The 23300-nt window shown below is 64.8% G+C and carries 18 protein-coding genes; 10 read left to right on the plus strand and 8 right to left on the minus strand.

What is annotated here, in order from left to right:
• The first annotated feature begins 13 nt into the window (after positions 1 to 13).
• From SKZ59_RS01960 to SKZ59_RS01970, 3 genes are all read left to right on the plus strand, one after another.
• Complete coding sequence (locus SKZ59_RS01960) at positions 14 to 490, plus strand: hypothetical protein (protein WP_319990671.1); 477 nt, start codon at positions 14 to 16, stop codon at positions 488 to 490.
• A 164-nt stretch (positions 491 to 654) separates the two neighbouring features.
• Positions 655 to 2961 carry a M43 family zinc metalloprotease gene (locus SKZ59_RS01965; protein ID WP_319990672.1) on the plus strand — a complete coding sequence of 769 codons (2307 nt, stop codon included), beginning with the start codon at positions 655 to 657 and terminating at the stop codon, positions 2959 to 2961.
• 13 nt (positions 2962 to 2974) lie between these two features.
• Entirely contained in the window at positions 2975 to 3322 is a 348-nt protein-coding gene (locus SKZ59_RS01970; protein ID WP_139248411.1) for a hypothetical protein, read from the plus strand.
• Here SKZ59_RS01970 and SKZ59_RS01975 read toward each other — a convergent pair.
• The 5 genes from SKZ59_RS01975 to SKZ59_RS01995 all read right to left on the minus strand — a co-directional run bounded on the left by SKZ59_RS01975 (position 3319) and on the right by SKZ59_RS01995 (position 11637).
• Positions 3319 to 3507 (minus strand): helix-turn-helix domain-containing protein, encoded by a 189-nt coding sequence (locus SKZ59_RS01975; RefSeq protein ID WP_072455022.1) that lies wholly within the window; start codon positions 3505 to 3507, stop codon positions 3319 to 3321. The two genes, SKZ59_RS01970 and SKZ59_RS01975, sit on opposite strands and share 4 nt — an antisense overlap.
• A 187-nt stretch (positions 3508 to 3694) precedes the next feature.
• The gene (gene parC, locus SKZ59_RS01980; RefSeq protein ID WP_072455023.1) at positions 3695 to 6049 is read right to left on the minus strand and encodes a DNA topoisomerase IV subunit A; all 2355 of its coding nucleotides are present in this window, start codon (positions 6047 to 6049) and stop codon (positions 3695 to 3697) included.
• 48 nt (positions 6050 to 6097) lie between these two features.
• Positions 6098 to 7918, minus strand: coding sequence for a J domain-containing protein (locus tag SKZ59_RS01985; RefSeq protein WP_319990673.1), 1821 nt, complete (start codon positions 7916 to 7918; stop codon positions 6098 to 6100).
• Positions 7919 to 7930: 12 nt separating this feature from the next.
• Positions 7931 to 9640: a molecular chaperone HscC gene (locus tag SKZ59_RS01990; protein ID WP_319990674.1), complete on the minus strand. Its 1710-nt coding sequence runs from the start codon at positions 9638 to 9640 to the stop codon at positions 7931 to 7933.
• Positions 9640 to 11637, minus strand: coding sequence for a DNA topoisomerase IV subunit B (locus tag SKZ59_RS01995; RefSeq protein WP_034746481.1), 1998 nt, complete (start codon positions 11635 to 11637; stop codon positions 9640 to 9642). The genes SKZ59_RS01990 and SKZ59_RS01995 overlap by 1 nt, the downstream gene beginning before the upstream one ends.
• Positions 11638 to 12099: 462 nt before the next feature.
• Here SKZ59_RS01995 and kdpF point away from each other — a divergent pair, with 462 nt between their 5' ends.
• From kdpF to SKZ59_RS02030, 7 genes are all read left to right on the plus strand, one after another.
• Positions 12100 to 12189 (plus strand): K(+)-transporting ATPase subunit F, encoded by a 90-nt coding sequence (gene kdpF, locus SKZ59_RS02000; RefSeq protein ID WP_034746483.1) that lies wholly within the window; start codon positions 12100 to 12102, stop codon positions 12187 to 12189.
• The gene (gene kdpA, locus SKZ59_RS02005; RefSeq protein WP_319990675.1) at positions 12189 to 13994 is read left to right on the plus strand and encodes a potassium-transporting ATPase subunit KdpA; all 1806 of its coding nucleotides are present in this window, start codon (positions 12189 to 12191) and stop codon (positions 13992 to 13994) included. Before kdpF ends, kdpA begins: the two co-directional genes overlap by 1 nt.
• 9 nt (positions 13995 to 14003) lie before the next feature.
• A complete protein-coding gene (gene kdpB / locus SKZ59_RS02010; RefSeq protein WP_319990676.1) occupies positions 14004 to 16088 on the plus strand; it encodes a potassium-transporting ATPase subunit KdpB in 2085 nt (694 codons plus the stop codon).
• Between the two features lie 10 nt (positions 16089 to 16098).
• Positions 16099 to 16674, plus strand: coding sequence for a potassium-transporting ATPase subunit KdpC (gene kdpC, locus SKZ59_RS02015; RefSeq protein ID WP_319990677.1), 576 nt, complete (start codon positions 16099 to 16101; stop codon positions 16672 to 16674).
• Positions 16675 to 16869: 195 nt separating this feature from the next.
• Positions 16870 to 19611 (plus strand): DUF4118 domain-containing protein, encoded by a 2742-nt coding sequence (locus SKZ59_RS02020; RefSeq protein WP_319990678.1) that lies wholly within the window; start codon positions 16870 to 16872, stop codon positions 19609 to 19611.
• Positions 19608 to 20306, plus strand: a complete 699-nt coding sequence (gene kdpE, locus SKZ59_RS02025; protein WP_034746496.1) for a two-component system response regulator KdpE — start codon at positions 19608 to 19610, stop codon at positions 20304 to 20306. Before SKZ59_RS02020 ends, kdpE begins: the two co-directional genes overlap by 4 nt.
• 145 nt (positions 20307 to 20451) lie before the next feature.
• Complete coding sequence (locus tag SKZ59_RS02030; RefSeq protein WP_319990679.1) at positions 20452 to 21210, plus strand: TorF family putative porin; 759 nt, start codon at positions 20452 to 20454, stop codon at positions 21208 to 21210.
• 55 nt (positions 21211 to 21265) lie between these two features.
• Here SKZ59_RS02030 and SKZ59_RS02035 read toward each other — a convergent pair whose 3' ends face one another.
• Genes SKZ59_RS02035 through SKZ59_RS02045 form a run of 3 tightly spaced genes read right to left on the minus strand, consistent with a single transcriptional unit; the run spans position 21266 to position 23119 of the window.
• A complete protein-coding gene (locus SKZ59_RS02035; RefSeq protein ID WP_319990680.1) occupies positions 21266 to 21775 on the minus strand; it encodes a cobyrinic acid ac-diamide synthase in 510 nt (169 codons plus the stop codon).
• Between the two features lie 10 nt (positions 21776 to 21785).
• Positions 21786 to 22823: a 4-hydroxy-tetrahydrodipicolinate synthase gene (dapA, locus tag SKZ59_RS02040; protein ID WP_034746504.1), complete on the minus strand. Its 1038-nt coding sequence runs from the start codon at positions 22821 to 22823 to the stop codon at positions 21786 to 21788.
• A complete protein-coding gene (locus tag SKZ59_RS02045; RefSeq protein ID WP_235194154.1) occupies positions 22820 to 23119 on the minus strand; it encodes a hypothetical protein in 300 nt (99 codons plus the stop codon). The genes dapA and SKZ59_RS02045 overlap by 4 nt, the downstream gene beginning before the upstream one ends.
• Between the last annotated feature and the right edge of the window lie 181 nt (positions 23120 to 23300).

The following is a 23300-nucleotide window of genomic DNA, read 5'->3' on the forward strand; positions in this document are numbered from 1 at the left end:
GAAAGGTCTCATCATGAACAAATTACTCGCCACCCTGATCGCTACCCTGTTTGCCACCGCTGCCATCGCGCAAACGGCGCCAACTACCCCAGCCGTTGCCAGCGCCCAGGCGTCTGCGCAGCATGACATCAACAAGGCTGCCAACAAGGAAGCCAAAGTCGATGCCAAGGCTGACGCCAACGTCGCCAAGGCGGAAATGAAGGCCGACGAAAAGAAAGCCGATGCCCAGCACAAGGCAAATAAAACCAAGGCCAAGGCCCACGACAAAGTGGTCGATGCCGATCCGGAAGACAAGATGAAGGCGCAGGCCAAGGCTGACAAGGCTGCCGCCAAGGCCGATGCGAAAGCGGGTAAAACCGCCGTGAAAGCGGACGCCAAAGTGGCCAAGGAAAAAGTGGAAGCGAACCAGGATAAAGCCATCGCCGCCACCAAAACGGAAGAAGCCAAGGCCAAGGCCGACGCTGAAGTCAAGGCCGCCGCCGCCAAGTAATACACCGTTTGCGGGCTTCGGCCCGCAAGCCCACAAGACAGCTTCGGCTGTCTTTTTTTTCGTCCGCCACTTTTCCCTGGCGCCGCTTGCCAGCCTTGATCTCGCGCAAGTGCTCCTCTTTTCGCCGTGCCATAGTGAATTGGCACATAGACGAAGGAGACATCATGAGCACCGCTAAAACGAAAAAAACGCCGGCCACCAGTTCGGCCGAAAGCATGCCAGCCATGCCGGTCGAAGGTGACATGCAGGCCGATGCTCGGGCGGCGGATGCCATGCCGGGGCCGCGCCTGGGCGTGTCGTATGCGGACCAGGCGGCGCTCACCCAGGGCGCGGCAGCCGTGTATGCCGGCGCCATGCCGGGCGGCGGCATGCAGCCGCCATCGCAGGGCATGGCGGGCGCCAGTTGCATGCAGGTGGGCGTTGGCGGCGGCATGGGAGGCGATGGTGGCGGTAGTGGCGGCATGGGCGGTGATGGAGGACAGGGCGGCGGGCAGGGGGACGGCACTCCGCAGAAGCGCACCTGCGCCACGATGGACGTGCATCGCCGCCTGCTCACCGAAGATCCGGCGTACGCGAACGTGCGCGCCGATATTGAAAACCTGGCGGGACTGTACGAGGGCGACGCCAGCATTGCCGGGCGTTCCGGCGTGACGCACATTCCGGTGGTGGTGCACGTGGTGTGGAATACGGCCGAGCAGAATATCTCGGATGCGCAGATCGCCAGCCAGATCGATGTGCTCAATCGCGACTTCCGGCGTGTGAATCCCGATGTCAACAGCACGCCGGCGCCATTCCTGCCGTTGACGGCCGATGCGCGCGTGGAGTTCGCGCTGGCCACGACCGATCCGCATGGCGCAGCCACCAGCGGCATCGAGCGGCGCCAGACGACGGTGGCCTCGTTTGGCGCGGACGATGCGGTCAAGTCGCAGGCGACGGGTGGCATGGATGCCTGGCCGGCCGACAGTTACCTCAATATATGGGTGTGCCAGCTCGGTGGCGGCTTGCTCGGTTACGCGCAGTTTCCCGGCGGCCCGGCCGCCACCGATGGCGTGGTGATCCTGCAATCGGCCTTTGGCACGACGGGCACGGCGGCGCCGCCGTTCCACCTGGGGCGCACGGCAACGCATGAAATCGGCCACTGGCTGAACCTGAACCATATCTGGGGCGACGACGGCACCGGATGCTCGGGCACGGACAACGTGGCCGACACGCCGAACCAGGGCGGGCCGAACACGGGCCAGCCTTCATTTCCCCAGGTGTCGTGCAATAACGGACCGAATGGCGACATGTTCATGAACTACATGGATTACGTCGACGATCCCGCCATGTTCATGTTCACGGCGGGCCAGGTGGCGCGTATGCAGGCTTGCCTCGATGGCCCGCGCGCCAGCATCGGCACGGGCGGTACTGGCGCAGGCGCCACGCCGCGCCAAAGCTCCTCTCCCGTCGTGGCCTGGGGGGCAAGCCGCCTCGATGTCTTCGTCGTTGGCATGGACCGCGCCCTGTATCACAAGGCCTGGAATGGCACGGCCTGGGCGCCGTCCGTCAGCGGCTATGAAGCCCAGGGCGGCATCTGCACCAGTGCGCCTCAAGTGGTGTCGTGGGGGCCGAACCGGCTCGACGTGTTCGTCACGGGCACCGACAGCGGCTTGTTCCATAAGTGGTGGAACGGCACGGCCTGGGGACCGTCTCTGACCGGCTATGAAGCGATGGGTGGCCTGTGCGTGGGCGACCCGCGCGCCGTGGCCTGGGGCCCGAACCGCCTCGACGTGTTTGTCGTCGGCACGGACCGCGGCCTGTATCACAAATGGTGGAACGGATCGGCCTGGGGGCCGTCGCTGACCGGTTACGAAGCCATGGGCGGCATCTGCCTGGGCCAGCCGGAAGCCGTGGCGTGGGGGCCGAACCGCCTCGATGTCTTCGTCGTCGGCATGGACCGGGCCCTGTACCACAAGTGGTGGGATGGCACGGCCTGGGGGCCGTCCCTGACGGGCTACGAGCGCCTGGGCGGCATCTGCACCTCGTCGCCGAAAGCCGTGGCGTGGGGACCGGACCGCCTCGACGTCTTTGTCACGGGCACCGATGGCGCGCTGTACCACAAGTGGTGGGATGGCGCGCAATGGGGGCCTTCCAACGATGGTTTCGAGCGCCTGGGCGGTATCTGTGTGGGCGAGGTGGAAGCCGTGTCTTGGGCGCCGGACCGGCTCGACCTGTTCGTCATCGGCACGGACAGCGCCCTGTATCACAAGGCCTGGAACGGCACGGCCTGGTCGCCTTCCCTGACGGGCTTTGACAACCTGGGTGGCGTGTGTACTTCGCGTCCGCGCGCCACGGCCTGGGCGCCGGACCGCCTCGACGTGTTTGTCACGGGCACGAATGGCGCGCTGTTCCACAAGGCTTGGAACGGCACGGCCTGGTCGCCCTCCGTGACGGGCTATGAAAACCTGGGCGGCGTGGTATCGTGCTTCTGAGGGAGGGATCGCCATGCATGGCATGACAACGGCACTGCCCAGCGGCAGCTGGACGCACTCGTTCGAGGAGGATGCGGACGGCATCGAGGTGTACCGGCCCACGGCCACGTTTGTCTTTCCTCCCAGCCGCAAGGGGCGCAAGGTGCTGGAGTTCGGCACGCCCGCCGGCGCCATGGCGCAAGGGGCGGCGACCTTGACGCCGATGGCGCCCGGCCCCGACGACCGGCCCCGCGCCGGCCCCGTGACCCGGCTCGTGCCCCTGGGCATGGGCCGCTATGCGCTCGGTGACGGCGCCGGGGCGCAGGACGTGATCGATATCGTCGAAGCGACGCCCGACGTGCTGCGCCTGGCGCGGCGTTAAGCCTGGCCGCGCAGCTTGTGCGCAAGCGCTGTGCGGTTGCCCACGTCCAGCTTCTGATAAATCGCGTGCAGCTGGTTGCGCACGGTGGCCGGCGACTTGCCCAGTTCCCTGGCGATGCTTTTGTAGGGCAGACCTTCAGCCGCCATGGCCGCCACCAGCCGCTCGGCCGGGGTCAAACGCTGCATGGCGGCCTGCCTGAAACGTTGTTTGTCATCGCTGTTCTCCTGTCCGTGGGCGGCATGCCGGTGGCATGCCTGCAGGGATAACGGGAGCACGGGGCGTATCTGTAAAACTATTTCTCCTGCTTCGATACGCTGCGATGGGCGAAAAAAAAGACAGGCGAACCTGTCTTTTCGTGTGGCGCGATGGTGATCAGCCGATGGCCGCCATCGACACCGGTTTCAGCTTGGCCGCCAGCGCCTTGCCTTTCTTGGCGCGCTTGCCGAAGTGGTCGGCCAGGGCCGTGGCGCCCAGCGACGCATCCTGCGGTTTCGACGCCCGGCCGATGCCGGAGACGACCACGCCGCGCTGCGTGATCGGCTGCACGGCCAGCAGCTTGTCCTTGGCATCGAGGTCGATCAGCTTGACGCCCGTGCCGCCCTTGGACAGGGTCTTCATTTCATCGAGGCCGAACACCAGCAAGCGCGCGCCTTCCGTCAGGCAGGCCAGGGCGCTGGCCGCCTCGGCGATGACCTTCGGTTCGAGCGGCACGTCGCCGTCATCGAGGGTGATGAAGGCCTTGCCGCCTTTCAGACGGCTGACCATGTCGCCCGCCTTGGCGATGAAGCCGTAGCCGGCGCTCGACGCCAGCAGCAAATTGGTGGCGCCATTGCCCGCAAAGTAGTGCAAGATGCGCACGGCATTGCCCGGGGTACCGCCGCTCAGGTCGCACAAGGTTGTGATCGGCACGCCGTCGCCGCGCGCGTTGGGCAGCGCCGAGACGGGAACCGAGTAAATCTTACCGTTGTTGCCAAAGCCCAGCAGGGTGTCGACTGTGCGGCACTCAAAGGCGCCATGCAGGCTGTCGCCCGCTTTGAACGTGAATTGCGCCGCATCGTGGCCGATGCCGGTACGCGCGCGCACCCAGCCTTTTTCCGAAATGATGACGGTGACCGGTTCATCGACCACCTTCTGTTCCGCCACGGCTTTCTGCGCTTCCTCGATCAGCGTGCGGCGTGCGTCGCCGAACTGCTTGGCATCCGCTTCGATTTCGCGGATGACGGCGCGCTTCATCGAACCCGGATTGTCGAGCAGGTCTTGCAGCGATTTTTCTTCCTTGCGCAGCTCGGCCAGCTCCTGCTGGATCTTGATCGTTTCCAGGCGCGCCAGCTGGCGCAGACGGATTTCCAGGATGTCGTCGGCCTGGCGCTCGGACAGATTGAACGCTTCGATCAGGGCCGCTTTCGGTTCATCCGAATTGCGGATGATCTGAATCACCTTGTCGATATTGAGCAGGATCGCTTCGCGCCCTTCCAGTATATGGATGCGGTCCTTGACCTTGCCCAGTTTGTAGCCGGTGCGGCGCGTGACGGTCTCGAAGCGGAAGTCGATCCACTCGCGCAGGATGTCGCCCAGGCCCTTTTGGCGCGGACGGCCGTCGCCGCCTATCATCACCAGGTTGATCGAGGTCGACGATTCCAGCGAGGTGTGCGCCAGCAGCATCAGCATGAATTCCGTCTGGTCCTGGTTCTTCGACTTCGGCTCGAACACGAGGCGCACGGGCGCGGCGCGGCCCGATTCGTCGCGGATGGTGTCGAGCGAATTGAGGATCAGCGCTTTTAGGGCTACCTGGTCCGGCGACAGCGCCTTCTTGCCCAGTTTGATCTTCGGATTCGTCAGCTCCTCGATTTCTTCCAGCACTTTTTGCGACGAGGTGCCCGGCGGCAGTTCCGTCACGACGGCTTGCCACTGGCCGCGCGCCAGCTCTTCGATCTTCCAGCGTGCGCGCACCTTCATGCTGCCACGGCCGCTCGCGTACATGTCCTGGATCTGCGATGGCGGCGTGATGATCTGGCCGCCGCCGGGGAAGTCGGGACCGGGAATGATGGCCATCAGCTCGGCGTGCGTCATCTTCGGATCGCGGATCATGGCGACGGCCGCTTTCGCCACTTCGGCCAGATTGTGCGACGGGATTTCCGTCGCCAGGCCCACGGCGATGCCGGAGGCGCCGTTCAGCAGCACCATCGGCAGGCGCGCCGGCAGCAGCTTCGGTTCTTCCGTCGAACCGTCGTAATTGGGCTGGAAGTCCACCGTGCCCATGCCGATTTCATCCATCAGCAGCTTGGCGATCGGCGTCAGACGCGCTTCCGTGTAACGCATGGCCGCCGCACCGTCGCCGTCGCGCGAGCCGAAGTTGCCCTGGCCATCGATCAGCGGGTAGCGCAAGGAAAAATCCTGCGCCATGCGCACCAGCGCGTCGTACACGGACTGGTCGCCGTGCGGATGCAATTTGCCGAGCACGTCGCCGACCACGGCCGCCGATTTGCGCGGCTTCGCCGTGGAGTTCAGGCCCAGCTCGTTCATCGCATACAGGATGCGGCGCTGCACGGGCTTTTGGCCGTCGCACACGTCGGGCAGGGCGCGGCCCTTGACGACGGAGATGGCGTAATCGAGATAGGCGCGCTCGGCAAAGGTGGACAGGGTCAGCGCTTCGCCGTCGAATACCGGTTCATCCGGCTCGATCGGCTCAGGCTGGGCATCGTCAAATAAATTCGTTTGTGTGGACATGGCGCTTGTTTCGGTGTTGAGTGGTTGCGGTTGAATTCGTGGGGCTGATTATGACAGCCCGGATTTGGAAAAGGACTTGCCGTACGTCAGATACATATAGCGCAAGGTCAGATACAGCACGGCCAGGGCCAGTTCGACGCTGTGATCCATCATCGGCATGGCGCGGATGGCCGGGGCATGGCCGGCCAGCACGACGCTGGCGAGGGACGGTACCAGCACCACCGGCCAGATCGTCTTCCATTTGAAATCGGTGGGGGAAAACAGCAAGCCGGCGCACGACCAGGCATACAGCGCAGCGCCGACGAGGGCGGCCGGCAGCAATTGCAAATACAGTTGCAACAGCAAGCCCGCGCAGCCGATCAGCCATGCGACGCGCAGGCGGGGCAAGAGCGCCTCGGGGAAGCCGCAATCGCCATACAGGCCGGTGGCGCTGCGCAGGGCCAGCGCCGCCAGGCAAAACAGCATCGGCATGGCATCGCCGATGGCCAGCGCCGACGGGCCTTTGCCGCTCATGAACATGGCCGCGAACAGCGACAGGCCCAGACACAGGAGCAGCAGCATGCCATGCAGCAGCTGGCGGTTCATCGCATACGCGAGCAGGGCGGACGCGCACAAGCCGGCCGCGGTGACGAGGCGCATGGTGTCGCTGCGTTCGGGCAGGAACAGCAGCAAGGCCAGCACGAGGTAGGGCGCGATCCAGCCCAGTTGCCGCAAGCCGGGCCGCTGCCACAGCATGGGCAGGCGTTCCTGCAGCGTTTCTTGCAGCGCTTCCAGGCGCGTGAAAAGGGGCTGCGGCCAGCGCAAGGCATGCATGGCCAGCAGGGAAAAGGCCAGCGCCTGGAAGCCCAGCAGGCTGGCATAGGCCGCCGTGTCGCCGAGCTTGAAGCCGGCCGCATCGAGCACGCCCGCGAGCATGAAGTGCAGCACGAAACCGAGGCCGCCCGAGGCCAGTGCCGTCTGCTTGAAGTAGCGCTTCGCATGGACGGCGTGTTCCCACCGTTCGAACAGGTCCGTATCGAGTTTGTAAGCGAGCATCTCGCCGTGCTGCCAGCGTATCGTGTGCAGCAGTTCGCGCAGCTGCAGCGTGAATTTTTGGTCGAACAGCTGGCGCGCGTAGGCCGAAGGCGGCTGCAGCGACATGATGCAATCGAGGCCCGGGTAGCTGTCGCGGTTGTCGCTGAAATGGGCGAACGAGCGGTCGGCCCGGTAGCGCTGCACGGCGCTGCGCACCAGATCCCCATGGCTGCGCGCCAGGTAGGAAAAATCGCGGTCCCAGCCCAGCTGCTCGAACAGGGCCTGGCGCAGCGCCAGGTCATAGCCGGCGCTGGCGCAGTAGCGCAGCGCGCACAGCTCGAATTCTTCGCGCACGTCGAGGTTGAGCATGGCGTCGTCCTGCAGGATGCCGGCCAGTACCTCGCTGGCATCCGCATGCCGCGACTGCTCCAGGAATGCCTGCCACAGGCTGGCGCCTTCCTGGACGGGATCAATGGCGACCACGCCCCATAGTTCCGGCGGCGGTGCGGGCTCCAGGGCAATGACGCCCCACAGTTCCGCAGGCGGCTCCTGCGCTTCCTGCGCGGGTTCGTCGATCACGCCCCACAGCTCGGCCGCTTCCAAGGGCGGCGCTTCTGGCGCTTGCGCCTCTACCGTTTCGGCCTCGGCCGCTTGCGCTTCCGGGAACTCCTCGGCAAACAGGTGCGCATGGCGCAGCGCGTATTCATACGCGTCGCGCAGTTCCTGGAAGGCGGCCGGATCGTCTTCGGGGCGCGTCACCTTCAGGCGCTTTGCATACGCGCGCTTGAGCGCGCGCTCGTCGCCCGTCGGCTCCGTGCCCAGGATTGCCCACAGGCTGCGCTGTCCGTTGTCCATGCCGCCGTCCATTTACAGGAAGCTCTCGCTCTCGACCTGGCGCAGCACCTCGTCGAGCGCCTGGCGCGCCTTGCGGATGGTGTTCGGGTCCTGCGTTTCCAGCGCGGCCTGGAAATTGGCCGTGTGCGCGGCCAGGTACTGGCGCACGTCGCCCAGCGACTGTTCGTACAGGCGGTCGGCGCGTGTGACCAGGGTGCGGTTTTCCAGCTGCTCGCGCGGGTGGATCTTCAGGTCGGCCAGTTCCGCAAAGCGCTGCTCGATCTGTTCCTGCGTCATCACGCCCGCGTTGTCGCTGATGATCATCTTGTGGCGTTCCTGCGTGGCCAGCACCGTCACTTCCGCTTCCAGCACGCCGCTGATGTCATAGGTGAAGCGCACGTCGATGCCGATCTCGCCGGCTTTTTTCGCGGGTATCGGGAAGCTGATCTTGCCGAGGAAGACGTTGTCGGCCACCAGGCGCGATTCGCCCTGGAAGATCGCCACGTTGATTTCCTTCTGGTTGTCGTAGATGGTGGTGATGTTTTCCGTGCGCGAGACGGGCACCACGGAATTGCGCTCGATGATGGGCAGGTAATGGCCGCCTTCATACTGGTTCGCGCCGACCTGGCGCGAAATGGAAATGCCCAGCGAGTATGGCGCCACGTCCGTCATGACCACTTCGTCGAGGGCCGCGTCGCGCATTTTCAGGCCCGCCTGCACGGCGGCGCCCAGCGCCACTGCTTCGTCCGGGTCCAGGTGGATGGCGGGGAAGCGGCCGAACATGCGCGAGACGAGTTTGCGCACCAGCGGCATGCGCGTGGCGCCGCCGGCCAGCACCACTTCATTCAATTCCGCGGCGCGGATGGTGGCGTCGCGCAGTGCCCGTTCCACTGGCAGGCGCAGGCGAGCCAGCAGGGGCTCGCACAATTGCGCCAGCTTGTCTTCGCCGATCTCCCAGCTGTATTCCTTGTCCTGGTAGCGCGTAGCCATGCGCACGGACGGCTGCTCCGACAGCAGGCGCTTGACGCGCTCGGCCTCATCGCGCAGCAACTGCTGCTGGCGCGGGTCGAGCAGGCGGCTGCCGACGGCGTCGCGCAGGCCGCTGCCTTCGAGGAAGGCGTCGACCAGCACGGTAACGAAGTCTTCGCCGCCGAGGAAATTGTCACCGGCTGATGCGCGCACCTCCATCACGCCTTCGAACAGCTCGAGAATCGACACGTCGAACGTGCCGCCGCCCAGGTCGAAAACGAGGAATTTGCTTTCCTGTTCCTTGTCGCGGATGCCATAGGCCAGCGCGGCGGCCGTCGGCTCGTTGAGCAGGCGCTCCACGCGCAAGCCCGCCAGCTGGCCGGCGATGCGCGTGGCCTTGCGCTGCGCATCGCTGAAATACGCGGGCACGGTGATGATGGCTTCCTCGACCTTGTGGCCGAGGAAGGCTTCGGCATCTTCCTTCAGCGCGCGCAGCACCATCGACGACAGTTCTTCCGGACGGAATTGCTGCGTGCCGAGGATGATCTTCTTTTCGCTGCCCATGTAGCGCTTGAAGACGGCCGCCGTCAGCTGCGGGTGCGTCTGCAGGCGCTCACGCGCGGCGCGGCCCACGAGCACGGTGCCGTCGTCATCGATGCTCACGCACGATGGCGTCAGGTGTTCACCGAGCGCATTCGGGATGATGGAAGCCTTGCCGTCGCGCCAGATGGCGACCAGGCTGTTGGTGGTGCCCAGGTCGATGCCGATGATCATCAGATATCCGCCTCCGCCTCATTGCCGTGTTCTTCGATCCAGGCGCGGCGTCCTGCCGCTTCGCCCTTGCCCATCAACATATTGAAGCGCAAGGCCGAAGCCATGTGATCGACTTCACCGAGCGTGACGGGCAGCAAACGGCGCGTGTCCGGGTTCATCGTCGTTTCCCACAGCTGCTCGGCGTTCATCTCGCCCAGGCCCTTGAAGCGCGAGATCGACCAGGCGCCCTGTTTCACGCCTTCCTTGCGCAGCTTGTCCTCGATGGCCACCAGTTCGCCGTCGTCGAGTGCGTAGATTTTCTGGATCGGCTTTTTGCCGCGCGCGGGCGCGTCGACCCGGTACAAAGGCGGGCGGGCGATGCAGATGTGGCCCTTGTTGATCAGGACCGGGAAGTGCTTGAAGAATAAGGTCAGCAGCAGTACCTGGATGTGCGAGCCATCCACGTCCGCATCGGACAGGATGCAGATCTTGCCGTAGCGCAGGCCGGACAGGTCGGGTGTATCGCCCACGCTGTGCGGATCGACGCCGATGGCCACGGCGATATCGTGGATCTCGTTATTGGCGAACAGGCGGTCGCGGTCGGTCTCCCACGAGTTCAAGACCTTGCCGCGCAGGGGCAGAATCGCCTGGAATTCCTTGTCGCGGCCCATCTTGGCCGAACCGCCCGCCGAATCGCCCTCGACGAGGAACAGTTCATTGCGCGCGATGTCGGACGATTCGCAGTCGGTCAGCTTGCCGGGCAGGACGGCGACGCCCGACGATTTTTTCTTTTCCACTTTTTGCAGCGAGCGCTGGCGCGACTGCGCCTGCTTGATCACGAGTTCGGCCAGCTTCTTGCCGTAGTCGACGTGCTGGTTCAGCCACAGTTCCAGCGGCGGCTTGGTGAAGGTCGAGACGAGGCGCACGGCGTCGCGCGAGTTCAGGCGTTCCTTGATCTGGCCCTGGAATTGCGGGTCCAGCACCTTGGCCGACAGCACGAACGAAGCGCGCGCGAACACGTCTTCCGGCAGCAGCTTCACGCCTTTCGGCAGCAGCGAGTGCATTTCGACGAAGTTTTTCACGGCGCCGAACAGGCCGTCGCGCAAGCCCGATTCGTGCGTGCCGCCATTCGAGGTGGGGATCAGGTTGACGTACGATTCACGCACGATGGCGCCTTCTTCCGTCCAGGCCACCACCCACGCCGCGCCTTCGCCTTCGGCAAAGCCTTCCGAGTCCGGACCCGCGTACTGCGCGCCCTCGAACAGGGGAATCAGGGTTTCGCCATTCGATACCTGCGCCAGCGTTTCGGTCAGGTAGCCGCGCAAGCCTTCCGCGTACTGCCACGTTTGCGTGTCGCCCGTCTTCGCGTTGGTGAGGGTGACGGTGACGCCCGGCAGCAGCACGGCTTTCGAGCGCAGCAGGCGTTGCAGCTCCGTTTGCGAGATGTTCGGCGAATCAAAATATTTTGCATCGGGCCAGGCCGTGACGCGCGTGCCCGACTTCTTGCCGTCGCGCGGGGCGGGGCGGGAATTCAATGGCTCGATCACATCGCCATTCGCAAACACCATGTGGTGCAAGCCGTTGCCGTCGCTTTCCTTGCGCCAGACGGTGATTTCCAGGCGCGTCGACAGCGCATTGGTGACGGACACGCCGACGCCGTGCAGACCGCCCGAGAACGCGTAGGCGCCGCCCGAACCCTTGTCGAACTTGCCGCCCGCGTGCAGCCTTGTAAACACGATTTCCACGGTCGGCACGCCTTCTTCCGGGTGCAGGCCGACGGGAATGCCGCGGCCATTGTCTTCCACGGTGATGCTGCCATCCGTGTTTTGCGTGACGGCGATGTGCGTGCAATGACCGCCCAGCGCCTCGTCGGAGGCATTGTCGATCACTTCCTGAATGATGTGCAGCGGATTTTCAGTGCGGGTGTACATCCCCGGGCGCTGCTTGACGGGTTCCAGTCCTTTCAGGACACGGATGGATGATTCGCTGTAGTCGGATGCTGGTTTTTTAGTGGCCATACGTGTTCAAGCTAAGTAAAGACAGTGGTTGGAACGCCAGGCCAGGGCACTGCGGGCGCAATGACAGCGGCGGCGATAACTGTATGAATATACAGTATATCCCGTCCAGCGTCACTGGGGGAGGGCAGTGCGGCAGGCCAGGCGTCCTTGTGCGGACGCTCGCGCATTCTATCTTGATCGGCGGGCAATAGCGCTACTCCAAGGCAACAACAGTGCGCCGCGCGCGTGGTTTTGCGCCAATTGTGATGGATTTTATGTGGTAAAGCCCCCGTTTTTACATCTTGTTTACATGCGCCTCCCCAGTCTTTACGAATTTTTTAGACCCTTTTGGCTAATCTGCTCACTATCAAAACAAACCTGAATGAGGGTGGGAATGGATCTCGTGTATCTCGGCTTGATTGCCGTGTTTTTCGTCCTGGCGGCCGGCTTCGCCGTCGCCTGCGACAAATTAGGGAGCGTCAAATGAACGCGTTTTATGTGCTGGGCGCCGTCGTCTCGGCTGGTTTGCTCGTCTACCTGCTGGTGGCGCTGCTGAAGGCGGAGGAACTGTGATGACGACGCAATCGATACTGTTATTGGTGGCTTTCCTGGCCGTGCTGCTGGCCGCCGGCTATCCGCTGGGCCTGTACATGGCCAAGGTGGCCGGCGATGCGCCCGTGCGCGGCCTGGGCTGGCTGCAAAAGCTGGAAAACCTGCTGTACCGCTGGTCCGGCCTGCCCGCCGACAAGGCCATGGGCTGGAAAAGCTATGCCATCGCCCTGATCGTCTTCAATACCGTGGGCGCCGTCTTCGTCTACGGCCTGCAGCGCCTGCAGGGCTTTTTACCGTTGAATCCACAGGGCCTGGGCGCCGTCAGCCCCGATTCCTCGTTCAATACCACCGTCAGCTTCGTCGCCAATACCAACTGGCAGGGCTATGGCGGCGAACAGACCATGAGCTACCTGACCCAGATGCTGGGCATGGCATGCCAGAACTTCTTTTCGGCGGCCACCGGCATCGCCGTGATCTTCGCGCTGGTGCGCGGCTTCGCCTCGCGCTCGGGCAAATCGATCGGCAATTTCTGGGTCGACCTCGTGCGCTCGACCCTGTACATCCTGCTGCCGTTGTCGCTGGCCCTGTCCGTCGTCTTCATGGGCGAAGGCATGATCCAGAATTTTTCCGCCTACAAGGAAGTGACCCTGCTCGACCACGTGGCGTATGAAACGCCGAAAATGACGGCCGACGGCCAGCCCGTGCTGGATGCGGCCGGCAAGCCTGTGATGGAAGCGCAAGTGGCGACGACGCAGACGATCGCCATGGGTCCCGTCGCGTCGCAGGAATCGATCAAGCTGCTGGGCACGAATGGCGGCGGCTTCTTCAACGCCAATTCCTCGCACCCGTATGAAAACCCGACCGTGCTGTCGAACTTCCTGCAGATGCTGGCCATCTTCATCATTCCCGCCGGCCTGTGCTTCACCTTCGGCCGCATGGTGGGGGACCTGCGCCAGGGCTGGGCAGTGCTGGCCGCCATGACCGTGATCTTTGTCGTCATGACGGCCGGCGTGATGAGCGCCGAGCAGCAAGCCAATCCATCCTTGCAAGCGCTGGGCGTGGACCAGCAGGCCAGCAGCCTGCAATCGGGCGGCAACATGGAAGGCAAGGAAACGCGCTTCGGCATCAGCTCCTCGACCCTGTTCGCGGCGGTGACGACGGCCGCATCGTGCGGCGCCGTCAATTCCATGCACGACTCCTACATGCCCCTGGGCGGCATGGTGCCGCTGCTGCTGATGCAGTTCGGCGAAGTGATTTTCGGCGGCGTGGGCACGGGCCTGTACGGCATGCTGATGTTCGCCATCCTGGCCGTCTTCATCGCCGGCCTGATGATAGGCCGCACGCCTGAATACCTGGGCAAGAAAATCCAGGCCTATGAAATGAAGATGGTCTCGCTGGCCATCCTGATCACGCCAGCCCTGGTGCTGACGGGTACGGCGATCGCCGTGATGGTCGAACCGGGCAAGATCGGCGTGGCCAACCCGGGCGCGCATGGTTTTTCCGAAATCCTGTACGCGTTCACATCGGCCGCCAACAACAACGGCAGCGCGTTTGCCGGCCTGTCCGCCAACACGCCGTTCTACAACGTGATGCTGGCGATCGCCATGTGGTTTGGCCGCTTCGGCGTGATCGTGCCCGTGCTGGCGGTGGCCGGTTCGCTGGCGGCCAAGCAGCGCCTGTCGGCCAATGCCGGCACCATGCCCACGCACGGCCCCATGTTCATCGGCCTGCTGATCGGCGTCGTCGTGCTCGTCGGTGTATTGAATTACGTTCCCGCGCTGGCCCTGGGCCCGATCGTCGAACACCTGCAACTTTTCATCAAATAAGAGGCTACCATGTCACGCACAAGCCTGACTTTGTTCGATTCCGCACTGATTGGCCCCGCCGTCGTCGATGCGTTCAAAAAACTCGACCCGCGCACGCAGTGGCGCAGCCCCGTGATGTTCGTCGTCTACGCGGGCAGCATCATCACGAGCCTGCTGGCGACCCAGGCCGGGATCAGCGGCGGCCAGGGCGAAGCGCCATTCGGCTTCATCGTCGCCGTCGCCGTGTGGCTGTGGTTTACCGTGCTGTTCGCGAACTTCGCCGAAGCACTGGCCGAAGGCCGCAGCAAGGCGCAGGCGGCCTCGTTGCGCGCCCTCAAGCAGACGGTGATGGCAAAGAAAATGCAGACGCCGAAATACGGCACTTCCTGGCTGCCCACGCCGGCCACCGACCTGCGAAAGGGCATGACAGTGCTGGTCGAGGCGGGCGACGTGATTCCCGCCGACGGCGAAGTGACGGCCGGCGTGGCTTCCGTCGATGAAAGCGCCATCACGGGCGAATCGGCGCCCGTCATCCGCGAATCGGGCGGCGACTTTTCCGCCGTGACGGGCGGCACCCGCGTGCTGTCGGACTGGCTGCTGGTGCGCGTTTCCGTCAATCCCGGCGAAGCCTTCATCGACCGCATGATCGCCATGGTCGAAGGTGCCAAGCGCCAGAAGACGCCGAACGAGATCGCCCTGACGATTCTGCTCGTGGCCCTGTCGATCGTCTTCCTGATCGTCACCGTGACCCTGCTGCCGTATTCGCTGTTTTCCGTGGCGGCGGCCGGCACTGGCACGCCCGTGACGATCACGGTGCTGATCGCGCTGCTCGTGTGCCTGATCCCGACCACCATCGGCGGTTTGTTGTCCGCCATCGGCGTGGCCGGTATGAGCCGCATGATGCAGGCCAATGTGATCGCCACGTCGGGCCGCGCCGTGGAAGCGGCCGGCGACGTGGACGTGCTGCTGCTCGATAAAACGGGCACCATCACCCTGGGCAACCGCCAGGCGTCGAGCTTTGTGCCGGCACCGGGCGTGACGGAGCAGCAGCTGGCCGACGCGGCGCAACTGGCCTCGCTGGCCGATGAAACGCCGGAAGGGCGCAGCATCGTCGTGCTGGCCAAGCAGAAGTTCAATATCCGCGAACGCGAGATGGCCAGCCTGCACGCCACGTTTGTCCCGTTCACGGCGCAAACGCGCATGAGCGGCGTCGATATCGCGGGCGAACAGCAGGTGCGCCAGTTGCGCAAGGGCGCGGCCGATTCCATGAAAAAGTATGTGGAAGCGCTGGGCCAGCCGTATCCCGATGAAGTGGCGCGTGCCGTCGACGACATCGCGCGCCGCGGCAGCACGCCGCTGGTGGTGGTCGACGATGGCAAGGTCATGGGCGCTGTCGAGCTGAAAGATATCGTCAAGGGCGGCATCAAGGAACGCTTCGCGGAATTGCGCCGCATGGGTATCAAGACCGTCATGATCACGGGCGACAACAAGCTGACGGCCGCCGCCATTGCCGCCGAAGCGGGCGTGGACGACTTCCTTGCCGAAGCGACGCCGGAAGACAAGCTGAAACTGATCCGCAGCTACCAGGCCGAAGGCCGCCTGGTGGCGATGACGGGCGACGGCACCAACGATGCGCCCGCGCTGGCGCAGGCCGACGTGGCCGTGGCCATGAATTCGGGCACGCAGGCGGCGAAAGAGGCGGGCAATATGGTCGACCTCGATTCGAACCCGACCAAGCTGCTGGAAATCGTTGAAATCGGCAAGCAGATGCTGATGACGCGCGGCTCGCTGACGACGTTCTCGATTTCGAACGACATCGCCAAGTACTTCGCCATCATCCCGGCCGCCTTCGTGGGCACTTATCCGCAACTGAAGGCGCTGGACATCATGCACCTGGCCAGCCCCGCGTCGGCCATCATGTCGGCCGTGATCTTCAATGCGTTGATCATCGTCGTGCTGATTCCGCTGGCCCTGAAAGGCGTGCAATACCGGGCCATCGGCGCGGCCAGCCTGTTGCGCCGCAATCTGCTGATCTACGGCCTGGGCGGCATCGTCCTGCCCTTCATCGGGATCAAGCTGATCGACATGCTGCTGTCCGCACTCAATTTAGTCTAAAGGAACCATCATGAGCACTATCGTACGTCCCGCCCTGGTCCTGTTTGCCGCGCTGACCGTGATCTGCGGCGTCGTCTATCCATTTGCCACGGCCGGCATCGGCCAGCTGGCCTTCAACGATGAAGTCAATGGCAGCATCGTCGAGCGTGGCGGAAAACCCGTCGGCTCGACCCTGATCGGCCAGTCCTTCACGTCGCCCAAGTACTTCTGGGGCCGTCCATCGGCCACCGCGCCGATGGCGAATAACGGCGCCGGTTCGGGTGGCTCGAACCAGGGGCCGACCAATCCGGCCCTGGTGGACGCCGTCAAGGCGCGCATCGCCGCCCTGAAGGAAGCGGATCCCGGCAACACGCGCGCCATCCCCGTCGACCTGGTAACGGCGTCGGGCAGCGGCCTGGATCCGGAAATCAGCCTGGCCGGCGCGCTCTATCAGGCGCCACGCGTGGCCCGCGTGCGCGCCATGCCGCTGGCGCAGGTGGAAAACGCCATCGCCAAGGTGCAGAAAACCGCATATATCGGCTTTTTCGGCGAACCGCGCGTGAATGTGCTGGAACTGAACCTGGCGCTCGATGCGATGGCAAAGTAAGCTGGCGACGGCGCGTAGGTCGGCGTAGGTCGGCGTAGGTCGGCTTGGCGCAGCGTAAGCCGACACCACCACCAGCCAGGCCAACAATGTCGTCGGATTACGCGCAAGCGCTAATCCGACCTACGTGCTTACGTCGCCGCTTGGCGCCACGGCAAAATAACAAGATAGCATTACGCAGGAAGATTAAAATACAACATGCTCCCCAACGACAGCCAACGCCCCGACCCTGATGCCCTGCTGGCGCAAGTGCAGGCGCAGGAAAAGAAAGCCGCGCGCGGCCGGCTGCGCATTTATTTTGGCGCTTCGGCCGGCGTCGGCAAGACCTATGCGATGCTGGCGGCCGCGCGCAAATTGCTGGCCGATGGCCAGGACTTGCTGGTGGGCGTGGTGGAGACGCATGGGCGCCAGGATACGGCCGCCCAGCTTGACGGCTTGCCCGTGCTGCCCCTGAAGGCCATCGAGTACCGGGGCAAGACCCTGTATGAGTTCGACCTCGACGAAGCGCTGCGCCGCGCGCCGCCTTTGATACTGATGGATGAACTGGCCCACTCGAACGTGGCCGGCTCGCGCCATCCGAAGCGCTGGCAGGATGTCGAGGAATTGCTGGCCGCCGGCATCGACGTGCTGTCGACCGTCAACGTGCAGCACCTGGAAAGCCTGAACGACGTGGTGGGGGGGATCACGGGCGTGCGCGTGGCCGAAACCCTGCCCGACACGGTATTCGACCGTGCCGATGAAGTGGTGCTCGTCGATATCCCCGCCGATGAACTGCTGCGCCGCCTGAAGCAGGGCAAGGTGTATCAGCCGCTGCAGGCCGAGCGGGCGTCGCAGCATTTTTTCCGCAAGGGCAATCTGATCGCCCTGCGCGAACTGGCCTTGCGCCGCACGGCGGACCGGGTACAGGACGATGTGCAGGCTTACCGCGTCGAGAAATCGATCAACCCCGTATGGAAGACGGGCGCCGCGCTGCTGGCCTGCGTGGGGCCGCACGCGGGAGGCGAGCACGTAATCCGCAGCACGGCGCGCCTGGCCAGCCAGCTGAATGCGGAATGGCATGCGCTGTACGTGGAAACGCCGCGTTTGCAGCGCCTGCCGGCGGGCCAGCGCGAGCGTATTTTGAAAACCCTGAAACTGGCGCAGGACCTGGGCGCGCGCACGGCCATTGTGCCGTCGGCCGACATCGCCGGCGCCGTGGTCGAGTATGCGCGCAGCGCGAATATCTCGAAAGTCATCGTGGGCCGAGGCCGCACCAATGCGCTGGCGCGCCTGTGGCATGTGCCGCCGGCCGCGCGCATGGCCAGCCTGGCGCCCGATATCGATTTGATCGAGGTGGGCTTGCCGCCAGCCGATGCGGCGCCCCGGCGCGCAAGCGGCGACGATGCGGAAGCGCCACGCCGGTCCTCGCGCCATTGGCGCTACATCGTGGCCGCCGGCGTCAGCCTGGCCACGGCCCTCGCCTCGGTTCCATTGCAACCGTACCTGGACCTGGCCAATATCGCCATGCTGTCCCTGCTGACGGTGGTGCTGGTGGCTGTGCGCCTGGGGCGCGGGCCTGCGGCGCTGGCCAGCCTGGTGGGCGTGGCCAGCTTCGATTTCATCTTCGTGCCGCCCCGTTTCTCGTTTGCCGTGGGCGATTTCCAGTATGTGATCACGTTTGGCGTGATGCTGGCCGTGGGCCTGATCACGGGCCACCTGACGGCCGGCCTGCGCTTCCAGGCCCGCGTGGCTTCGCACCGCGAGGCGCGCGCCCGCGCCCTGTACGAATTTTCGCGCGAGCTGTCCGGCGTGCTGCAGACGGAGCAGATTTTCGACATCACGAAAAGCGCCATCGAGCGGGCTTTCCGCGCACGCGCAACCTTGCTGTTGCCCGATGACGAAGGCAGCTTGCAAGTCCCTAACGGCGGCGAGGCGCTCGATATCGGCATCGCCCAGTGGGCCTTCGACCATGCGCAGGCGGCAGGAACGGGTACCGACACCTTGCCGGCGTCGCCCATTTTCTACCTGCCGCTGATCGCACCCATGCGCACGCGCGGCGTGCTGGCGCTGCTGCCGCTCGAGGGTGCGCAGCGCGGACGCTGGCTGCTGGTGCCGGAACAGCGCCAGCACCTCGATACCTTTGCCGCTCTGGCGGCCATCGCCCTCGAGCGTGTGCACTACATCGACGTGGCCCAGGGCGCGCTGCTGCAGATGGAGTCCGAGCGGCTGCGCAATTCGCTGCTGGCGGCTCTGTCGCACGATTTGCGCACGCCGTTGACGTCGCTGGTGGGCCTGGCCGAATCGCTGGCTTTGTCCCGGCCTGCGCTGTCGCCCGCGCAGCTGGACATGGCGCGCTCGCTGCAGTCCGAAACCGTGCGCATGAGCGCCCTGGTGGCGAACTTGCTGGACATGGCGCGCATCGAGAGCGGCCAGGTGCGGCTGAACCTGCAATGGCAGGCGCTGGAAGAAGTGGTGGGCAGCGCGCTGCGCGCCAGCGGGCCGCAATTGCAGCAGCATGCTGTGCAGACGCAGCTGGCGCCGGATTTGCCGCTGGTGCGCTACGACGCCGTGCTGGTCGAACGCGTGCTGTGCAACCTGCTGGAAAACGCGGCCAAGTACACGCCGCCCGGCAGCACCATCACGGTCGCGGCCGGGGTGCACGGCCAGTTCCTGCAGGTGACGGTGCTGGACGATGGCCCGGGCTTGCCGCCCGGCCGCGAAGAAGCCATCTTTGAAAAATTCACGCGCGGCGAACGCGAATCGAACAAGCCGGGTGTCGGCCTGGGGCTGGCCATTTGCCGCGCCATCGTCGAAGCCCACGGAGGCACCATCCACGCGCAGCCGCACGCGCCGGGACAGGGCGCCGCCATCGTCTTCAGCCTGCCGCTGGGTACGCCCCCGGCGCCGCCGGAGCTCGAGCTCGATGACGCCAACGACCATAAAACAGGAAAATCAATATGAACGAACCTTCCGCCACCGCCTTGCTGGTCGAGGATGAACCGCAAATCCGCCGCTTCGTGCGCGCCGCGCTGGAAGACGAGGGCTGGCAGATTTTCGAATCGGCCACCATGCAGCGGGGCTTGATCGATGCGGGCACGCGCCGGCCCGACCTGATCGTGCTGGACCTGGGACTGCCCGATGGTGATGGCATCGATTTCATCGCCGACATCCGCAAATGGTCGGCCGTGCCCATCATCGTGCTGTCGGCGCGGGTCGACGAGCAGGACAAGATCCGCGCGCTCGACGCGGGCGCCGACGATTATCTGACCAAGCCGTTCGGCGTGGGCGAATTGCTGGCCCGCGTGCGCGCCACCTTGCGCCGCCAGCGCCAGCCCGCCGCCAGCGACGATGGCGTGGTGCAGTTCGGCGACGTGCGCGTCGACCTGAAGGACCGCCTGGTCACGCGCAACAAGCAGCTGGTGCACATGACGCCGACGGAATTCCGTTTGCTGTCCGTGCTCGTGAAAAACGCGGGCAGGGTGGTCACCAATCCGCAGCTGCTGCGTGAAGTGTGGGGGCCGTCGAACAGCGAAAACGGCCATTACCTGCGCATCTACATGGGCCATCTGCGCCAGAAGCTGGAAGCCGATCCGGCCCAGCCGCAGTACCTGCTGACGGAAACGGCCGTCGGCTACCGGTTGCTGCTGCCGCTCTAGCCAACTTTATATCCCCTGTTTGAAAACAGGCGCCGCGCGCGCCAGGGGGACGCTTTACTTAAAATTTTTGCAGCGATTTTTTGCAGCGGCGGGCCAGCTGCGCCATGTTGGCAAAGGCCCATACCACCAATGAAGAAGAACAACCATGAACAAAATGCTAGTTGCACTTGCCCTTTCCACCTCCTTCACCGCCTTGACGGGCAGCCTGGCCCACGCGGACGAGGCCAAGCCCGATAATGAAGTGAGCTTCAACGTGGCCGGCGTATCCGACTACCGCTACCGCGGCATCTCGCAGACGCGCTTGAAGCCCGCGCTGCAGGGCGGTGTCGACTATGTCAACAATCCGACGGGCCTGTATGCGGGCGCCTGGGCCTCCACCATCAAGTGGACCAAGGACGCGGGCGGCAGCGGCGACGTGGAAGTGGACCTGTATGCGGGCAAGCGCGGCCAGTTGAGCAGCGATGTTGGCTATGACGTCGGCGTGCTCGCCTATGTGTATGCGGACAACGGCTTGAAGCACGTCGCCGGCTTGGCCGACGCGGACACGCAGGAAGTCTACGGCCAGCTGTCGTATGGCCCCGCCTATATCAAGTATTCGCACGCCGTCTCGAACCTGTTCGGCATCGTCAACAGCAAGAACAGCGGCTACCTGGACATCGGCGCGAATATCGACCTGACGAACGGCTGGACCGGCAACCTGCACGCGGGCCACCAGAAGGTCAGGAACAATGATGCATCGAGCTATACGGACTGGAAAGTGGGCGTCACGCGCGACTTTGGCATTGTTTCGGGCGCGCTGGCCGTGATCGGCACGAACGCGGGCAAATCGGCCTATGCCTCGCCCGTGAATGGCAAATTCATGGGCAAGACGGCGCTGCAGCTGACGGTCAGCAAGACGTTTTAATTGACAAAGAAGAGAAGCGGCGCATGCGCCGCCTTTTTTTGCGTGCCCGGCCCGGCTAGGCGGGCAGGCTGAAAACGGCGCAGTACAGCTGTCCCAGGCCGACCACGCGGGCGGCGGGAATCTGCGCGGCCAGGGCATGGGCGGGCGCCGCTTGCGTGTCCGTTGCCAGCAGCACGCGCAGGCCCGGATTGACGCTGCGCGCATGTGCGATGCGGCGCGCCAGGCCCGATTGCGCGGCGGCGTCGATGACGCCGTCGAGCGGCACCACCAGCACGCGCGCGGCGATCAGGGCCGAACGGCTGCCCATGGAGTCGCGGCCTTCGCTGTCGATGACGATGTCGTGGTAGCAGTGCACCAGGTGTTCCAGCTCCGGCTGCAAACCCTTGGCGCTGATGGCGCGCGCCATCAGGCGCGGCCGCGTCAGGCTGCCGTGCATGGCGCCGTCGTGCATGTTCCTGGCCTGCGCCATGGCGCCCTGGCGCGGATCGGCATCGAGCAGCAATACCTTGCGTCCGGCCAGCGCGCGCGAAGCGGCCAGCCGCCCGGCCAGGATGGATTTCTCCATCCCTCCGCGTTCATCCGTGATGGCGATGATCATCTTGGCGCACGGCTGGCATGATGTTGGCAGGGGAAACCAGCTGCAGCAGACAGCCTTCGCGCGGCTCGTCCCTGTCGCTGGCCGTCCATACGGGCAGTTCCAGCAGGGGCTCGAGGGCCGCGGCCAGGGCGGCCTGGCCGGCGGCCGACATGGGCGTCATCGGCAGGCGCAAGGCGTTGCGCACCTTGCCCTGCATGGCCAGCGCTGCTTTGACGGGAGCGGGATTCGGTTCGGCAAACAGCAGGCGGATGACGGGCAGCATGGTCTTGAACAGGGCGCCGGCGGCGCCGTGGCGGCCCTGCCTGACGAGGTGGTACAGCTGCGCATACAGGTCGGGGCGCACCTGGGCGGCGGCCGACATGGCGCCGTGGCCGCCCATGGACAGGCTGGCCAGCAGCAGCGCATCGTCGCCGCACAGCACGTCCAGGCGCGTGTCGAGCAGCAGTTCGCCCAGCTGCTGCAGCTTGCCGCCCGCTTCCTTGATGGCGACGAAGTGCGAGTCGCGCGCCAGCAGGGCGGCCGTCTGCGGTTCGATATTGACGCCCGTGCGGGCCGGCACGTTGTACAGCACGATGGACTGGTCGGTGGCGCCGGCGATGGCCTGGAAGTGGCGCACGATGCCGTCCTGCGACGGGCGCACATAGGCGGGGGCGGAGACCAGCAGACCGGCCAGCGGATGGTCGTTGTAGCGCTGCACCGTGGCGACGACATTGCGCGTATCGCTGCCGCCTATTCCCATCACGACGGGGAAGCGTGGACCGACGGCTTCGAGCACGCTGTCTAACAGCATGGTCTGTTCGGCGGCGCTCAGCATGGCCGCTTCGCCCGTGGTGCCGCACACCACGAGGCCATCGATGCCGCTGGCGGCCAGTTCGCACGCGAGCTGCTGGGCCGCGTCGAAGTCGATGTCGCCGTCGCCATCGCGGAAGGGCGTGACCATCGGCACCCAGATGCCCTGGAAGTGCGTGGTGATGCGCATCGAGGACATCGCCTGCTCGCACGAATACTGGTTCATAGCGATTTCCCCTGGCTGATGCGGCCAAATTCGGCCGCCGGCAGCAGGCGCATGACGGCGTCCATCGTCAGGCGCAGGGCCGGTTCCGTCACGCACAACCAGACTTTCATGCGCTCGGCGTGGTCGACCGCCTCGACGCGCATGAATGACAGCATGCCGCCGCACGTCCTGACGACCAGCTGGCGCAGCTCGGCCAGGCAGGCTTTGTCGACCGTGATATGCATGAGGAAAGTGGGCAGGCGCGGGTGGCGGTGGGGCAGGGCTTGGCGTGCGGACAGGCGTGAATGGGGTTCCATGGTGGCTTTGCAGCGGTGGTTGAGGTACGTTCAAGATTAGCAGCGGGGGCGTAAAGATTCTCTAAAAAGCGGGGCCGCCAGCGTAAACGGGGCGTATGCGTTTGCCGCCGGCGTGTTGCGTGGACGCCCCGCAGGTATGCTTTTGTTACAAAATTGAATCGTGCTTTTGAAGGCAGGGGTT

The organism is Janthinobacterium sp. GMG2 (assembly GCF_033949445.1).
GTDB classification, from domain to species: domain Bacteria; phylum Pseudomonadota; class Gammaproteobacteria; order Burkholderiales; family Burkholderiaceae_D; genus Janthinobacterium; species Janthinobacterium aestuarii.

What these genes read in the sequence shown, in the direction of transcription:
- SKZ59_RS01960 (WP_319990671.1), top strand. Translation starts at nt 14, where the DNA reads ATGAACAAATTACTCGCCACCCTGATCGCTACCCTGTTTGCCACCGCT.
- SKZ59_RS01965 (WP_319990672.1), top strand. Translation starts at nt 655, where the DNA reads ATGAGCACCGCTAAAACGAAAAAAACGCCGGCCACCAGTTCGGCCGAA.
- SKZ59_RS01970 (WP_139248411.1), top strand. Translation starts at nt 2,975, where the DNA reads ATGCATGGCATGACAACGGCACTGCCCAGCGGCAGCTGGACGCACTCG.
- SKZ59_RS01975 (WP_072455022.1), bottom strand. Translation starts at nt 3,507, where the DNA reads ATGCAGCGTTTGACCCCGGCCGAGCGGCTGGTGGCGGCCATGGCGGCT.
- parC (WP_072455023.1), bottom strand. Translation starts at nt 6,049, where the DNA reads ATGTCCACACAAACGAATTTATTTGACGATGCCCAGCCTGAGCCGATC.
- SKZ59_RS01985 (WP_319990673.1), bottom strand. Translation starts at nt 7,918, where the DNA reads ATGGACAACGGACAGCGCAGCCTGTGGGCAATCCTGGGCACGGAGCCG.
- SKZ59_RS01990 (WP_319990674.1), bottom strand. Translation starts at nt 9,640, where the DNA reads ATGATCATCGGCATCGACCTGGGCACCACCAACAGCCTGGTCGCCATC.
- SKZ59_RS01995 (WP_034746481.1), bottom strand. Translation starts at nt 11,637, where the DNA reads ATGGCCACTAAAAAACCAGCATCCGACTACAGCGAATCATCCATCCGT.
- kdpF (WP_034746483.1), top strand. Translation starts at nt 12,100, where the DNA reads ATGAACGCGTTTTATGTGCTGGGCGCCGTCGTCTCGGCTGGTTTGCTC.
- kdpA (WP_319990675.1), top strand. Translation starts at nt 12,189, where the DNA reads ATGACGACGCAATCGATACTGTTATTGGTGGCTTTCCTGGCCGTGCTG.
- kdpB (WP_319990676.1), top strand. Translation starts at nt 14,004, where the DNA reads ATGTCACGCACAAGCCTGACTTTGTTCGATTCCGCACTGATTGGCCCC.
- kdpC (WP_319990677.1), top strand. Translation starts at nt 16,099, where the DNA reads ATGAGCACTATCGTACGTCCCGCCCTGGTCCTGTTTGCCGCGCTGACC.
- SKZ59_RS02020 (WP_319990678.1), top strand. Translation starts at nt 16,870, where the DNA reads ATGCTCCCCAACGACAGCCAACGCCCCGACCCTGATGCCCTGCTGGCG.
- kdpE (WP_034746496.1), top strand. Translation starts at nt 19,608, where the DNA reads ATGAACGAACCTTCCGCCACCGCCTTGCTGGTCGAGGATGAACCGCAA.
- SKZ59_RS02030 (WP_319990679.1), top strand. Translation starts at nt 20,452, where the DNA reads ATGAACAAAATGCTAGTTGCACTTGCCCTTTCCACCTCCTTCACCGCC.
- SKZ59_RS02035 (WP_319990680.1), bottom strand. Translation starts at nt 21,775, where the DNA reads ATGGAGAAATCCATCCTGGCCGGGCGGCTGGCCGCTTCGCGCGCGCTG.
- dapA (WP_034746504.1), bottom strand. Translation starts at nt 22,823, where the DNA reads ATGAACCAGTATTCGTGCGAGCAGGCGATGTCCTCGATGCGCATCACC.
- SKZ59_RS02045 (WP_235194154.1), bottom strand. Translation starts at nt 23,119, where the DNA reads ATGGAACCCCATTCACGCCTGTCCGCACGCCAAGCCCTGCCCCACCGC.